The sequence below is a fragment of the Nocardia gipuzkoensis genome, assembly GCF_021183645.1.
GTDB lineage: Bacteria > Actinomycetota > Actinomycetes > Mycobacteriales > Mycobacteriaceae > Nocardia > Nocardia abscessus.
In genome coordinates, this window is record NZ_CP089225.1 from 4,222,123 (window position 1) to 4,235,948 (window position 13,826).

Below are 13,826 nucleotides of genomic sequence, written 5' to 3' on the forward strand. Positions count from 1 at the left end.
GGAGCGGCTCGTCCGCTTCGCCGCAATCAGCACTGGAGGGAGACAGTTCCGGATGTGTAGCGCATGATCGAGGGCGTGACCGACCTACCGAACCCGAGCGTTCCGTCCGCGCCGCCCAGTCCATCGGCCATGCGCCGGGCGCTGCGCAGGGCCCGCGACGGTGTCACGTTGAACGTGGACGAGGCCGCGGTGCTGCTGCACGCGACCGGTGACGATCTCGCCGACCTGTGTCGCAGCGCCGCGCGGGTGCGCGACGCCGGGCTGGCGTCCGCCGGGCGCCCCGAGACGATCAGTTACTCCCGCAACGTCTTCATCCCGCTCACCCGGCTGTGCCGGGACAAGTGCCACTACTGCACCTTCGTCACCGTGCCCGGCAAGCTGCGCGCCGAGGGCAAGGGGATGTTCCTCGAACCCGACGAGGTGCTGGACATCGCACGCCGCGGCGCCGCGCTCGGTTGCAAGGAGGCGCTGTTCACGCTGGGTGACCGGCCCGAGGACCGCTGGCCGGAGGCGGCGCAGTGGCTGGACGAGCGCGGCTACGACTCCACGCTGGACTACCTGCGCGCCGTGTCGATCATGGTGCTGGAGGAGACGGGCCTGCTGCCGCACCTGAACCCCGGCGTGATGTCGTGGGAGGAGATCGCGCGGCTCAAGCCGGTGGCGCAGTCCATGGGCATGATGCTGGAGACCACCTCGGCCAGGCTGTTCACCGAGAAAGGCAACTGCCACTACGGCAGCCCGGACAAGGACCCGGCGGTGCGGCTGCGCGCCATCACCGACGCTGGCCGGCTCTCGGTGCCCTACACCACCGGCATTCTGGTGGGCATCGGGGAGACGATGGCCGAGCGGGCCGAGTCGATCATGGCGATTCGCAAGCAGCACAAGGCGTTCGGGCACATCCAGGAAGTCATCATCCAGAACTTCCGCGCCAAGGACGACACCGCGATGCGCGACGTGCCGGACGCGGGCCTGGAGGAATTCCTCGCCACCATCGCCGTCACCCGCATCCTGCTCGGGCCCGACGTGCCGGTGCAGGCGCCGCCCAACCTGGTGTCGCACGCCGAGTGCCGGGCGCTGATCGAGGCGGGCATCGACGACTGGGGCGGCGTCTCGCCGGTGACGCCCGACCACGTGAACCCGGAGCGGCCGTGGCCGAACCTGGACACGTTGCGGGAGATCACCGAGGCGGCGGGCTATCAGCTGGTCGAGCGGACCTCCGCGCACCCGAAGTACGTGCGCGCGGGCAACCCGTGGGTCGATCCGCGCATCGGCGCGCACGTCGCGGCGCTCACCGACCCGGCGACGGGGCTGGCCGATCCGGACGCGATCCCGGTCGGCCTGCCCTGGCAGGAGCCGGACGAGTCCTGGGAATCGGCCGGACGCGTCGACCTCAACACCGCCATCGACACCGAAGGCCGCAACACCGAGCACCGCAGCGACTCGGCGCTCGGGCAGGACGTCGTCGGCGCCTTCGGCGACTGGGACACCATCCGGGAGCAGGCGCGCGACCTCGCCGCCGCGCCGCAGCGGCTGGACGCCGACGTACTCGCCGCGCTGCGCGCCGCCGAACGCGATCCGGCCGGGCTCAGCGACGCCGACTACCTCGCGCTGGCCACAGCCGACGGCGCCGAGCTGGAGGCCGTCGCCGCGCTGGCCGATCAGCTGCGCCGCGACACGGTCGGTGACGACGTCACCTACGTTGTGAACCGGAACATCAACTTCACCAACATCTGCTACACCGGGTGCCGGTTCTGCGCGTTCGCCCAGCGCAAGGGCGACGCGGACGCGTTCACGCTGAGCACGGAGGAGGTCGCAGACCGGGCCTGGGAGGCGCACGTAGACGGCGCCACCGAGGTGTGCATGCAGGGCGGCATCGACCCGGATTTGCCGGTCACCGGGTACGCCGACCTGGTGCGGGCGGTCAAGCGACGGGTGCCGTCGATGCACGTGCACGCGTTCAGCCCGATGGAGATCGTCAACGGCGCCTCGCGCGGCGGCCAGAGCGTCCGCGACTGGCTGGTCGCGCTGAAGGAGGCCGGTCTGGACACCATTCCCGGCACCGCGGCGGAGATCCTGGACGACGAAGTGCGCTGGGTGCTCACCAAGGGCAAACTGCCCAGCTCGGCGTGGATCGATGTGATCACCACCGCGCACCGGGTCGACATCCGATCCAGCTCGACCATGATGTACGGGCACGTGGACAATCCGAAGCACTGGGTCGGGCATCTGCGGGTGCTGCGCGGAATCCAAGATGAGACCGGCGGTTTCACCGAATTCGTGCTGCTGCCGTTCGTGCACCAGAGCGCGCCGCTGTACCTGGCGGGCGCCGCGCGGCCCGGCCCGACCAATCGGGACAACCGCGCCGCGCACGCGCTGGCCAGGATCATGCTGCACGGCCGGATCCACAACATCCAGACCAGCTGGGTCAAGCTCGGCACTACCGGAACCCGGGTGATGCTGAACAGCGGTGCGAACGACCTGGGCGGCACGTTGATGGAGGAGACCATCTCCCGGATGGCCGGCTCGCAGCATGGGTCGGCGAAGACGGTCGCCGAGCTGGTGGACATCGCCGCGGGCATCGGCAGGCCCGCCCGGGAGCGGACGACCACCTACGGCGTGCCCGAGCACAAGAGGCCGACCGCCTCCGCGGGGCTGCAGGCCGTACTGGTCAAGTGATACGGGACCGGCGTTCAGGACCTGCGCCGGGTGCCGCTCGAATGGTGGGCGCACTCGGCCGGGCCTACTCTGGGACTACCAGCCTGCGGCGGCGATAGGTTCCGGTCCGCGGTGCGATCGGTTTTCCGGTCCGCCGCGGGAATGCGGGTGACCGGCGCAATGACGAGTCGGCTCCCGCTTCGCTTCGGAACCACCTCGCACAACGCGGCGACCACCGCGTACGCCGGGTGGCGGAGTGGAATTCACTGCCAACGTCGGCATGCGCTGGACCCGAAGTTAGGGCAGGCTGACCAGTAGTAACGTGGGGTGCCGGGATAGGGTTTCGCCGGGCGGACTATCCCGCAGGCGAGGACAGACTAGGAGAGCGGCAGTGCCGTACATCATCGCTGAACCGTGCGTTGACGTGAAGGACAAGGCATGCATCGAGGAATGCCCCGTGGACTGCATCTACGAGGGTGGCCGGATGCTGTACATCCATCCCGACGAGTGCGTGGACTGTGGTGCATGTGAGCCGGTGTGCCCGGTGGAGGCGATCTTCTACGAAGACGACACCCCGGACCAGTGGAGCGGATACGTGAACGCCAATGTCGACTTCTTCGACGAGCTGGGCTCGCCCGGCGGCGCCACGAAGGTCGGCAAGGTGGACTACGACCCGCCGTTCGTCAAGGAACTGCCCCCGATGGCGAGTGAGTGAGCCCTGACGTGTCACCGCGTGGCCGGGTCAGCAGCCTGCTGCCCGATTTTCCCTGGGACACCATCGCTTCGGTGAAGGCGCGCGCGGCCGCCCACCCCGGCGGAATCATCGACCTGTCCGTCGGCACTCCGGTCGACCCGGTCGACCCGCTGATCCGGACGGCGCTGAACTCTGTCGCCGCGGTACCCGGATACCCGACCACGCACGGCACCCCCGAACTCCGCGCGGCCGCTGTCGACGCGCTGAAGCGGCGTTACGGGATCACCGGACTCGAACCCGCGGCCGTGCTGCCCGCGATCGGCACCAAGGAGCTGATCGCGGGACTGCCCCGGCTGCTCGGCCTCGGCGCGGGCGACCTGGTCGTCATCCCCGAAGTCGCCTACCCCACCTACGAGGTGGGCGCGCTGCTGGCGGGCGCGCAGGTGCTGCGCGCCGACGGACTGACCCGCCTCGGTCCGCAGACGCCCGCGCTGATCTACGTGAACTCGCCGTCCAACCCGACCGGCCGGGTGCTCGGCGTAGATCACCTGCGCAAGGTGGTGGCCTTCGCCCGGGAGCGCGGCGTGATCGTCGCCTCCGACGAGTGCTACCTGGGCCTTACCTGGGAGGGCCGCGCCGTCTCCTTGCTCGACCCCGAGGTGTGCGACGGCGACCACACGAACCTGCTCGCCGTGCACTCGCTGTCCAAGACCTCCAATCTGGCCAGCTACCGCGCCGGATTCGTGACGGGTGACCCGGCGCTGGTCGCGGAGCTGCTCGAAGTGCGCAAGCACGCGGGCATGATGGTGCCGTTCCCGATCCAGGCCGCGATGACGGCCGCGCTCAGCGACGACGCGCACGAGGCGCGGCAGCGCGAGCGGTACCGGGCTCGTCGCGACGTGCTGCGAAAGGCGCTGGAGGGAGCCGGTTTCCGGATCGATCACTCCGAGGCGGGCCTGTACCTGTGGTCCACCCGCGGCGAGTCGTGCCGGACCACCTTGGACTGGCTGGCCGACCGCGGCATCCTGGCCGCGCCCGGCGACTTCTACGGCCCGGGCGCGAGCGAGCACGTGCGGATCGCACTGACCGCGACCGACGAGCGGATCGCGGCGGCGGCCGAACGCCTGGCCGCGGGCTGACGCGCAGAGCCGCGGCCCGCGAGGATCTTCACCGATCCGACCGGAGGTGTGTCGGCACCGGTGCACGCCGGGCCGGGAGAGCTAGCCTGAGGTATGGACGCTGTCACGGTTGTCCCCACACCCGGCAACGAACCGGTGCACTCCTACGCGCCCGGAACCAGCGAACGGGAGTTGTTGCTCGGCAAACTGGCCGAGCTGTCCGCCGAAGTCGTCGACGTGCCGCTGGTGATCGGCGGCAAGCACCGGCCCGGCATCGGTGCCCGGCACGACATCGTCGCACCGCATCGGCACCGGCAGGTGCTGGGGACCTACACCGACATCACACACTCGGAAGCGCACGGGGCCATAGACGCCGCGATCGCGGCGGCCCCCGGCTGGCGGGCGATGCCGTTCGAGGAGCGCGCCGCGGTGCTGTTGCGCGCCGCCGACCTGCTGGCCGGGCCGTGGCGGGAGACGATCGCGGCGGCCACCATGCTCGGGCAGTCGAAATCGGCGCAGCAAGCCGAGATCGATGCGCCCTGCGAGCTGGTCGACTTCTGGCGGTTCAACGTCGCTTTCGCGCGCGGGATTTTGGAGCAGCAGCCCCAGTCCAGCGCCGGGGTGTGGAACCGGATGGACTATCGGCCGCTGGAAGGGTTCGTCTACGCGATCACGCCCTTCAACTTCACCGCGATCGCGGGCAATCTGCCCACCGCGCCCGCGCTCATGGGCAACACGGTGGTGTGGAAGCCCTCGCCGACGCAGACGTTGTCGGCCTTCCACACCATGCGGCTACTCGAGGCGGCGGGCCTGCCGCCCGGCGTGATCAACATGGTCACCGGTGACGGGGTGCAGCTGTCGGAGGTGGCCCTGGCCGATCCGCGGCTGGCCGGAATCCATTTCACCGGCTCCACCAAGACCTTCCAGCACCTCTGGCAAGAGGTGGGCGCGAACATCGGTCGCTATCAGGGCTATCCACGCCTGGTCGGCGAGACCGGCGGAAAGGACTTCATCGTCGCGCACTCCTCGGCCGACCCGGACGCACTTCGCACCGCACTGATCCGCGGAGCCTACGAGTATCAGGGGCAGAAGTGCTCCGCGGCCTCACGGGCCTACATCGCGCGGTCGGTCTGGCGCGCGATGGGTGAGGAGTTCCTGCACGAAGCGGGCGAGCTGAGCTATGGCGACATCGCCGATCTGTCGAATTTCGGTGGGGCGCTGATCGATCGGCGCGCGTTCGACAAGAACGTGGCGGCGATCCGGCGCGCCGTGGACGCGGGGGTCACCGTCCCGGTGGGCGGCACCTACGACGACAGCGAAGGCTGGTTCGTCCGGCCCACGGTGTTCCTGGTGGACAACCCGCACGACGAATCGTTCGCCACCGAGTACTTCGGACCGATCCTGTCGGTGTACGTCTACGACGACGCCGAACCCGGCGCTTACAGCGCGATTCTGGCCGAAGTCGAGTCGGGTGCGCCCTACGCGCTGACCGGTGCGGTGTTCGCGCAGGACCGGTACGCGATCGAGCAGGCCGACGCCGCATTGCGATTCGCGGCGGGCAACTTCTACATCAACGACAAGCCCACGGGCGCGGTGGTGGGTCAGCAGCCGTTCGGCGGCGCGCGGGCCTCTGGCACCGACGACAAGGCGGGCTCGCCGTTGAACCTGCTGCGCTGGGTCGCGCCGCGGACGATCAAGGAGACCTTCGTGCCGCCCGTGGGCTACCGCTACCCGCACATGGGGAGCTGAAGCGCGGCGTCAGACCAGCGGCTTTCCGCGCCGCAGCCGCCTGCGCAGGTCGAACAGATAGGCGTTGAGCGGGAACATCCGCGCCGCTGCGGGCAGCCGCCGGTGCACCGCGCCGATGGCCCGCAGCGGCCGGTCCAAGCGCTGCTGGTCGCGGTCGGTCCAGGTCATGCCCATCTCGTTGCGCAGGTGCTGCGGGAGCAGGCCGGTGACGACGAAGCGCTGCAGCCCGGCGAACACCACCTGCACCGGTCGCGGCATCATCTTCAGATCGATCAGGCCGTTGAAGTACTCCCGCAGTTCGGGCTCGATGCCGCGCTGCTTCAGGTTCTCGTCCCAATACCGCTGGAATTCCGCGCGATTCGCCGGCCACATCTCCGGCCGCATCTGCAGGGTGGTGCCCAGCCGCGCGGCGTAGCGGTAGAAGGCGTCGGCGGTGGCGGCGTCCATCGGGCCGTGCATCCGGGTGTAGAGGTCGTCGATGCCCCAGTACAGGCAGGCGGCGACCCACAACTGCAGGTTCGGGTCGAAGGCGTTGTACTGCACCGGGCTCGCCGCGGTGGAGCGCACCGAACGGTGCGACACGTTGACCGCCGCGCGGTAGGCCGCGCGTTCGGTGTCCGACCCGAGCAGCGCGACGGCGATGTAGGTCAGCGTGGTGCGCAGCCGCTTGATCGGATGCAGGGTGACCTTGCCGCTGTCGACGGTGCTCTCCAAGACGCCGCGGCCGACGGGGCGCAGGCTCAGCTGCATGATGACGTTGGCGGCTCCGCCGAGGAACGCGGCGATGCCGTCCACGTATTCCCCGACGGTCTCCGGGGTGAGGATCTCGCTCGGGTCCGGCTCGTGCTCGGCGGTGCGCAGTGGCGCGGTCATCGTCGACCTCGTCTTTCGTGTCCGCCCGATCCCGGAGAATCGGTCGATGAGAAGATTATGCTCCAACTTTCTCATCGACTCGCGGGGCTGTCAATCGTCCCGAGACGACGGTGACGATGTGCGATGCTGAAAGTGTCATCGTTTCGCTGTCGCGGATAGGGTTGAGGCATGGCCAGGCTGACCAGACTGCTGCCGCTGGTGCGCAGCGCCGCCCCGGAGGATCGCAATCAGACCCGGGTGCTGGACGCGGCGCTGCTGGCGTTTCTCGACTTCGGCATCAAGCGCACCAGCATGGTCGAAGTCGCGCGCCGTGGCGGATTGTCGCTGGCCACGCTCTATCGCCGCTTCGCGAGCAAGTCCGACCTGATCAGGGCCGTCGGACTGCGGCAGACCCGCGAGTTCATCGAGGAGGTCGACGCCGCGCTCGAGCGGCAGGTCGACCGAGACGCGAGCGCGGAGGACCAGGTCGTAGAGCTGTTCGCGGCGTTCATCAACGGGCTGCGCCGAAACCAGCTGATCCACCGGCTGCTGGCCACCGAGCCCGAACTCGTGCTGCCCTACCTCACCACTCAGGGGGCGCCGGTCATCGAACTCGGCCGGGATTACCTCGCCGAGTTCATCACCCGCTTGCAGCGGGAAGGCAAGCTGCCCGACTATGACCCGGAACCGCTGGCCGAGATGATCGCCCGCACCGCGCTGTCACTGGCGCTCACGCCGCAGACCGTCATCCCGCTCGGTGACGACGCGTCGATCCGGAAGTTCGCCCGCGATCACGTGGTGGTGTCGTTCCGGGTGCGATGAGCGCTCAGCGGGGCTGCGGTAGTCCGGTGAGCATCGCCCCGAGCGCGGCGAGCACGTCGGCGGTCTGCTCGGCCGCGGTGCCACGGGTGTGCGCGGTCACCGCGAAACCGGGGCCATAGGACGCCGAGGCGACCTCCGGCTCTCCCAGATCCGACCACCCCCACTTGGTGCCGAGCACGAACGGCCACCGCGCGGTGCCCCAGTCCTGTTCGGTGCCGTCCAGCGCCGTCGAACCCGCGGCGGCCATCCATTCGAAGATCGGTGAGCCGGGATCGGTGCGCAGTTTGGCGGCCAGGAAGTCGGACACGTTCGCGACGCTGGTCGCGCTCGCGCCCCAGTTGGGCCCCGGCACCGTCTCGGTGAGGCCGTACTCGGCGGCGATCGCGGCGATGGCCTGGGGATACTTGGCCTCCATCGTGGTCGCCGCCCCGTCATCCGAGTAGCGGATCATTTGCTCGGCTAGGAAGCGATCCTCGGGCGAGCCGTCGCCGTGGCGCAGGGCGTAGTCGGCAAGGAACAGCTTGGACAGGGACAGGCTCGAGCGTGACTCGTGTTCGTTCGCCGTGCCCCAGCCGGGGCCGACCGCAGTGCGGACCGAAATCGCAGTGCGTGGCGGCACCGCGGCAACCTCGGTTTCCGTGGTCTCTTCGGCGCAGGCGACCGGCGCGGAGAATGCCAGGAACGCGCACGAGACCAGCGTGGTCATCGTCATTCGGCAGCCCATCGTCTCCTCCTGGCTCGTGGCGGCGCGGCATCGGAGGATCGTCCTCCGCAGGCGCGATACGGCAGTACGAGATGCGATTGCCCAGTGATTGCTGCTATGAAACGAGTCCGGGAAACGCGTCAGACCAGGCGCAAGCCGAGTAGGCGCCGGATTCGCATATCCAGCAGGTAGGCGTTCAGGGGAAACGCGCGGATCGGTCGCGGGAGCCGCGACTGTGTGGCGCCGACGGCGCGCAGGATGTGGCCGAGCGTGCGCTCGTCGCGGTCGGTCCAGGTCATGCCCATCTCGTCGCGCAGGTGCTGGGGTAGGAGGCCGGTCACGAAGAAGCGATGCACGCGCCCGAACGCCAGCTGCGCCGGGCGCGGCAGCATGCGCAGATCGATGAGGTCGTCGAAATAGGCGCGCACAACCGGGTCGATGCTGGTCTTCGCGAGGTTCGTCGCCCAGTACTCGTCGAAGGCGCGCCGATCGGGGGGCCACATCGCTTCGGGCATCTGGAGGGTGGTGCCGAGTCGCGCGGCCAGGTGGTAGAACGCATCGGCCGTCGCCTCGTCCATCGGGCCGTGCATACGCTCGTACAGGTCCTGTGCTCCCCAATGCAGGCAGGCCGCGACCCAGAGTTGCAGCGCGGGGTCGAAGGCGTTGTAGCGCACCGGACTCGAGGCGGTGGAGCGCACCGGGCGATGCGAAACGTTGACCGCCTCGCGATAGGCGGCGCGTTCGTCGTCGGTGCCGAGCATCGCCACGGACAGGTAGGTCAGGGTGGTGCGCAGCCGTTTGATCGGATGCAGCATCACGTTCCCGCTGTGCACCGTGCTCTCCAGAACGCCGTAGCCGACCGGTGGAGTGCTCAACTGCATGATGACGTTCGCGACGCCGCCGAAGAGGCCGGCCACGCCGTCGATGTACTGCCCGATGTCGAAGGATTCCGGCGGTTCGGGGTGACGCGTCGCGGGAAGTGGCCTGGTCATCATCGACCTCGCAGTACTGAGAAGGCTATGCAACAACGTTCTCACCGCGTCAGCGGCTGTGTCAACCGTCACATCGTCGACTCGGCGCGCGTCGGCACAGGATGTCGTGAGGCCGCCACGGTACCGGGGGAAGTAGCGTAGTCGAATGTCGTTCGGCCCACCCCTGCTGCTCAGTTCCCTGAACCCGCTCGCCGTCGCGGGCGGCGCGGATATCTCCGACGCACTCACCATCGACGGGAGCACCCTCTCGCGCAGCGACCTGCTGGGCGCGGCCACTTCGGTAGCCGAACGCGTCGCGCGCGCGGAGCGGGTGGCGGTGCTGGCCGAGGCGACGGTGGAGACCGCGCTCGCGGTGGTCGGCTGCCTCATCGCGGGCGTCACGGTGGTGCCGGTGCCCCCGGACTCCGGCACCACGGAGCGGGCGCACATCCTGGCCGACTCGGGCGCTCGGGCGTGGCTGGGGAAAGCGCCGGAGGGCGCCGACCTGCCCGTGGTGCCGGTGCGGCGGCACGCCAGGTCGTGGCACACCTATCCCGAACCCGATCCGGCCACAACGGCTTTCGTGCTCTACACCTCGGGAACCACCGGCCTGCCCAAGGGCGTGCTGCTCAGCAGGGGTGCGATCGCCGCGGGCCTGGACGCCCTCGCCGACGCGTGGGCGTGGACCGCGAGCGACACTCTGGTGCACGGGCTTCCGCTGTTCCACGTGCACGGACTGATCCTCGGCCTGCTCGGCCCGCTGCGCGTCGGCAGTCCGCTGATCCACACCGGCAAGCCGACACCGCAGGCATACGCGGCGGCCAAAGGCTCGCTGTATTTCGGCGTGCCGACCGTGTGGTCGCGTGTGGTCGAGGACCCCGACTCGGCAAAACAATTGGCCGACGCGCGGCTGCTGGTCTCCGGTAGCGCACCGCTGCCGGTGCCGGTGTTCGAGCGACTGCGCGAGCTGACCGGGCACGCGCCGGTCGAGCGCTACGGCATGAGCGAAACCATGATCACGCTGTCCACCCGGGCCGACGGCGAGCGCAGGCCGGGCTGGGTCGGCACGCCGGTGCGCGGGGTGCGCACCCGGCTGCGCGACGAGTCCGGCGCGCCGGTCCCGCACGACGGCGAGAGTATCGGCGGGCTCGAGGTCTCCGGGCCCATGTTCTTCGACGGCTATCTGAACCGCCCGGAGGCCACCGCGCAGAGCTGGACCGAGGACGGGTGGTTCCGGACCGGCGATGTCGCCGCCATCGATGCGGACGGCTTCCATCGCATCGTCGGCCGGGAATCGGTGGACCTGATCAAGTCCGGCGGATACCGGGTCGGCGCGGGGGAGGTCGAGACGGTGCTGCTCGGTCATCCCGCGGTCGCGGAGGCCGCGGTGGTCGGCCTGCCCGACCACGACCTCGGCCAGCGCATCACCGCGTTCGTCGTGCTGCGCGATTCCGCGACCGAACGCGAACTGATCGACCATGTGGCCGCGCGACTCTCGGTGCACAAGCGCCCGCGCGAGATCCGGGTGGTCGACACGCTGCCCCGCAACGCCATGGGCAAGGTGCAGAAGAAGAAGCTGGGTTGACCTCGAGTTCGGTAGAGGTTCTACCGTCGGGCGCATGACTTCGACCCTGACCCCCGAACAGATCGACTACCTGCACACCCAGCGGCTGGGTCGCCTGGCGACCGTCCGCCCCGACGGCACGCCGCAGAACAACCCGGTGGGCTTCCGCTACAACGCCGACCTCGGCACCATCGACATCGCGGGCTGGAACATGGGCGCGTCCTGGAAGTTCCGCAACCTCGCCGGCAACGACCACGTCGCGTTCGTCGTCGACGACGTGGCCTCGGTCCAGCCGTGGCGCGTCCGCTGCCTGGAGATCCGCGGCACCGCCGAAGCGCTCACCGACGTCGACCCCTACATCTCCGGCGTCTCCCGCGAAATGATCCGCATCCATCCCCAACGGGTCATCGCCTTCGGCCTGTCCGGTGAGGGTCCCGACTTGACCTGAGCTGCCCGACCGGCGTGCGTCCGGACGGACCTGGCGTGGGGCCTGAAGCCGTCAGATGGGGGTGCGGCCCTCATCCAAAGGAGTGATGTACTCCGGCTGGCCGACGAGGCATATCGCCTATGATCGGGTCATGCCCCCCGCGAGTCCCCTGCCTGCCGGCGACCCGCACCGTGTGATCACCGGACCAGACGGTGTCGTTGAAGTCATCGTCAGCTTGAGCGAGTACCAGCAGCTCAAAAAGGCGCGTGAGGAACTTCGTCGTCTTCGTGAAGAACGGACGCGCAGTGCGATCGCAGCGCAGATGCGCGAAGGGATGGTGCAGTTCGAAGCCGACCCGGACGCCTTCCGGACCTTGACCCGCGAGGATCTGCTGCGGACGGACATCTTTGACCGACCGTAGGGTTCTCATCGAAGTCGGTCCACGAGCCGAGCAGCAGATCTACGAACTCCCCGAGCAGTTGCGCTTCAAATCCGCTTGGCGTTGCTCGATCTGTTGGACGATCCGCTGCCGCTTGCGAAAGGGGTCGTCCCCTTTCGAGCTGACGGGGACGAAATACCGGACGCATACGAGTGGGACATCGGCGGCGTGACGATCTTCTACAACTTGATCGAAACCGGCCCGCTGTTGATCCAGATAATCATCCAGGTCGTCCTCGTCGACGCTCTCTGAACGGGTGGCCACGGGCGCCTGCGCACCTCGTCCCCAGCGGGTCATCGCCTTCGGTTCATCCCACCCGGCGACGGCGCCGAGCCGACGCGACGCTCGGGGTTAGCGTGCGGGGCTCTCGTCGCCCTGTACGGTGACCGTGTACCGGTGCCGAGGAGGGCTATGTTCGCGCTCGTGGTGAGGTTCGACCTGCAAGACGCCGACAAGGTTGCCGAGTTCGACGAGCTGGTAGCCGAAACCGTTGCGGCAGTCACCCAATTCGAACCCAGAACGCTGGTGTATGCCACGCACACCGTCGAGGGAGAACCACTGGCACGGGTGTTCTATGAGGTGTACCGCGACCGCGAGGCATTCCGGGAGCATGAGCGGCAGCCCCACACCCGGCACTTCCTGAGCCAGCGGGAGAACTACGTCGCTTCTTTCCGGGTGGAGCTCCTGTCGACCTTGGACACCAAGGGCCTCCCCGCTGCGCGCTGAGACGCACCGAGCTCTCCACCATGTGCCCCTCGCGGAAGCTTCAGCGAGGAAGTTCAGTTGTGGGCGTGCAGGTCGGCGTTGAGTTCGATGCCGGTGCCCTTGCGGGGAACGACCTCGACCGCGCCGGTGGCGGAGTTGCGGCGGAAGAGGAGGTTGTCGCGACCGGCCAGTTCGGCCGCCTTGACCAGGGTGCCGTCGGGGGTGGTGACCTTGGTGCCCGCGGTCAGGTAGAGGCCCGCCTCCACCACGCAGTCGTTGCCGAGCGGGATGCCGAGGCCGGAGTTCGCGCCGAGCAGTGACCGCTCGCCGATGGAGATGACCGTGGTGCCGCCGCCGGACAGGGTGCCCATGGTGGACGCGCCGCCGCCGATGTCGGAGCCGTCGCCGACCACGACGCCCGCGGAGACGCGGCCCTCGATCATGGACGCGCCGAGCGTGCCCGCGTTGAAGTTCACGAAGCCCTCGTGCATGACGGTGGTGCCGGAGGCCAGGTGCGCGCCGAGGCGGACCCGGTCGGCGTCGCCGATGCGCACGCCGGTGGGCAGCACGTAGTCGACCATGCGCGGGAACTTGTCCACGCTGTACACGGTGACCGGGCCGCGGGCGCGCAGCTTGGCGCGGGTGACCTCGAAGCCCTCCACCGCGGCGGGGCCGTGGTTGGTCCACACCACGTTGGTCAGCAGGCCGAACTGGCCGTCCAGGCTCACCTCGTGCGGCCTGACCAGGCGGTGTGAGAGCAGGTGCAGGCGCAGGTAGACGTCGTGCGCGTCGACCGGGGCGGCGGACAGGTCGGCGATCGTGGTGCGCACCGCGATCACGTCGACCCCGCGCGCGTCGTCGAAGCCGAGCAGCGCCGCGTACTCGGCGGGCGCCTCGTCCAGCCGCTTGGTGCCGGTCTCGGCGAACTCGCCCAGCTGCGGGTTCGGGTACCACGTGTCCAGTACGGTCCCGTCCGCGGTCACGTTGGCGATACCGATTGCTGCTGCTCCCTGGATGCTCACGGCCTAGAGGTTACCGACTCGCGCCGGACAACGGTGCGGCTGCTCCGGCGACCGCGATCACCAGGCTTCGCACGCGTCCGACCCGGGACCGATCGGCGGCGTGCC

The 13,826-nt window shown here is 69.2% G+C and carries 14 protein-coding genes; 10 read left to right on the forward strand and 4 right to left on the reverse strand.

The window, feature by feature from the left end; translation table 11 throughout:
• Window positions 1-63 precede the first annotated feature (63 nt).
• From LTT66_RS19030 to pruA, 4 genes are all read left to right on the forward strand, one after another.
• Entirely contained in the window at window positions 64-2,676 is a 2,613-nt protein-coding gene (locus tag LTT66_RS19030; protein ID WP_233059987.1) for a bifunctional FO biosynthesis protein CofGH, read from the forward strand.
• A gap of 370 nt (window positions 2,677-3,046) precedes the next feature.
• Complete coding sequence (fdxA, locus tag LTT66_RS19035) at window positions 3,047-3,370, forward strand: ferredoxin (protein WP_043697397.1); 324 nt, start codon at window positions 3,047-3,049, stop codon at window positions 3,368-3,370.
• 8 nt (window positions 3,371-3,378) lie between these two features.
• The gene (dapC, locus tag LTT66_RS19040) at window positions 3,379-4,488 is read left to right on the forward strand and encodes a succinyldiaminopimelate transaminase (RefSeq protein ID WP_233069324.1); all 1,110 of its coding nucleotides are present in this window, start codon (window positions 3,379-3,381) and stop codon (window positions 4,486-4,488) included.
• Between the two features lie 93 nt (window positions 4,489-4,581).
• Window positions 4,582-6,216 carry an L-glutamate gamma-semialdehyde dehydrogenase gene (pruA, locus tag LTT66_RS19045; protein ID WP_233059988.1) on the forward strand — a complete coding sequence of 545 codons (1,635 nt, stop codon included), beginning with the start codon at window positions 4,582-4,584 and terminating at the stop codon, window positions 6,214-6,216.
• A gap of 9 nt (window positions 6,217-6,225) precedes the next feature.
• Here pruA and LTT66_RS19050 read toward each other — a convergent pair whose 3' ends face one another.
• Complete coding sequence (locus LTT66_RS19050) at window positions 6,226-7,089, reverse strand: oxygenase MpaB family protein (RefSeq protein ID WP_233059989.1); 864 nt, start codon at window positions 7,087-7,089, stop codon at window positions 6,226-6,228.
• A 168-nt stretch (window positions 7,090-7,257) separates the two neighbouring features.
• Between LTT66_RS19050 and LTT66_RS19055 the strand changes: the two genes are divergently transcribed.
• Window positions 7,258-7,890, forward strand: coding sequence for a TetR/AcrR family transcriptional regulator (locus LTT66_RS19055; RefSeq protein ID WP_233059990.1), 633 nt, complete (start codon window positions 7,258-7,260; stop codon window positions 7,888-7,890).
• Window positions 7,891-7,894: 4 nt separating this feature from the next.
• On the opposite strand, the gene LTT66_RS19060 is transcribed toward LTT66_RS19055, so the two are convergent.
• Window positions 7,895-8,602 carry a hypothetical protein gene (locus LTT66_RS19060; RefSeq protein WP_233059991.1) on the reverse strand — a complete coding sequence of 236 codons (708 nt, stop codon included), beginning with the start codon at window positions 8,600-8,602 and terminating at the stop codon, window positions 7,895-7,897.
• A gap of 131 nt (window positions 8,603-8,733) precedes the next feature.
• Window positions 8,734-9,585, reverse strand: a complete 852-nt coding sequence (locus tag LTT66_RS19065) for an oxygenase MpaB family protein (protein WP_233069325.1) — start codon at window positions 9,583-9,585, stop codon at window positions 8,734-8,736.
• Between the two features lie 145 nt (window positions 9,586-9,730).
• Between LTT66_RS19065 and LTT66_RS19070 the strand changes: the two genes are divergently transcribed.
• From LTT66_RS19070 to LTT66_RS19090, 5 genes are all read left to right on the forward strand, one after another.
• On the forward strand, window positions 9,731-11,149 hold the full coding sequence (locus LTT66_RS19070) for an acyl-CoA synthetase (protein ID WP_233059992.1): 1,419 nt from the start codon (window positions 9,731-9,733) through the stop codon (window positions 11,147-11,149).
• A gap of 34 nt (window positions 11,150-11,183) precedes the next feature.
• Window positions 11,184-11,576: a PPOX class F420-dependent oxidoreductase gene (locus LTT66_RS19075; RefSeq protein ID WP_233059993.1), complete on the forward strand. Its 393-nt coding sequence runs from the start codon at window positions 11,184-11,186 to the stop codon at window positions 11,574-11,576.
• A 130-nt stretch (window positions 11,577-11,706) separates the two neighbouring features.
• Complete coding sequence (locus LTT66_RS19080; protein ID WP_233059994.1) at window positions 11,707-11,976, forward strand: hypothetical protein; 270 nt, start codon at window positions 11,707-11,709, stop codon at window positions 11,974-11,976.
• Window positions 11,977-12,051: 75 nt separating this feature from the next.
• Window positions 12,052-12,246 (forward strand): hypothetical protein, encoded by a 195-nt coding sequence (locus LTT66_RS19085; protein ID WP_233059995.1) that lies wholly within the window; start codon window positions 12,052-12,054, stop codon window positions 12,244-12,246.
• Window positions 12,247-12,405: 159 nt separating this feature from the next.
• Complete coding sequence (locus tag LTT66_RS19090) at window positions 12,406-12,720, forward strand: putative quinol monooxygenase (RefSeq protein ID WP_233059996.1); 315 nt, start codon at window positions 12,406-12,408, stop codon at window positions 12,718-12,720.
• Window positions 12,721-12,773: 53 nt separating this feature from the next.
• Here the strand turns inward: LTT66_RS19090 and dapD are convergent, their stop codons facing one another.
• Entirely contained in the window at window positions 12,774-13,721 is a 948-nt protein-coding gene (gene dapD / locus LTT66_RS19095; protein ID WP_233059997.1) for a 2,3,4,5-tetrahydropyridine-2,6-dicarboxylate N-succinyltransferase, read from the reverse strand.
• Between the last annotated feature and the right edge of the window lie 105 nt (window positions 13,722-13,826).

Coding starts and splice junctions, on each gene's coding strand:
- LTT66_RS19030 (WP_233059987.1), top strand. CDS start 64: ATGATCGAGGGCGTGACCGACCTACCGAACCCGAGCGTTCCGTCCGCG.
- pruA (WP_233059988.1), top strand. CDS start 4,582: ATGGACGCTGTCACGGTTGTCCCCACACCCGGCAACGAACCGGTGCAC.
- LTT66_RS19050 (WP_233059989.1), bottom strand. CDS start 7,089: ATGACCGCGCCACTGCGCACCGCCGAGCACGAGCCGGACCCGAGCGAG.
- LTT66_RS19055 (WP_233059990.1), top strand. CDS start 7,258: ATGGCCAGGCTGACCAGACTGCTGCCGCTGGTGCGCAGCGCCGCCCCG.
- LTT66_RS19060 (WP_233059991.1), bottom strand. CDS start 8,602: ATGACGATGACCACGCTGGTCTCGTGCGCGTTCCTGGCATTCTCCGCG.
- LTT66_RS19065 (WP_233069325.1), bottom strand. CDS start 9,585: ATGACCAGGCCACTTCCCGCGACGCGTCACCCCGAACCGCCGGAATCC.
- LTT66_RS19070 (WP_233059992.1), top strand. CDS start 9,731: ATGTCGTTCGGCCCACCCCTGCTGCTCAGTTCCCTGAACCCGCTCGCC.
- LTT66_RS19075 (WP_233059993.1), top strand. CDS start 11,184: ATGACTTCGACCCTGACCCCCGAACAGATCGACTACCTGCACACCCAG.
- LTT66_RS19080 (WP_233059994.1), top strand. CDS start 11,707: ATGCCCCCCGCGAGTCCCCTGCCTGCCGGCGACCCGCACCGTGTGATC.
- LTT66_RS19090 (WP_233059996.1), top strand. CDS start 12,406: ATGTTCGCGCTCGTGGTGAGGTTCGACCTGCAAGACGCCGACAAGGTT.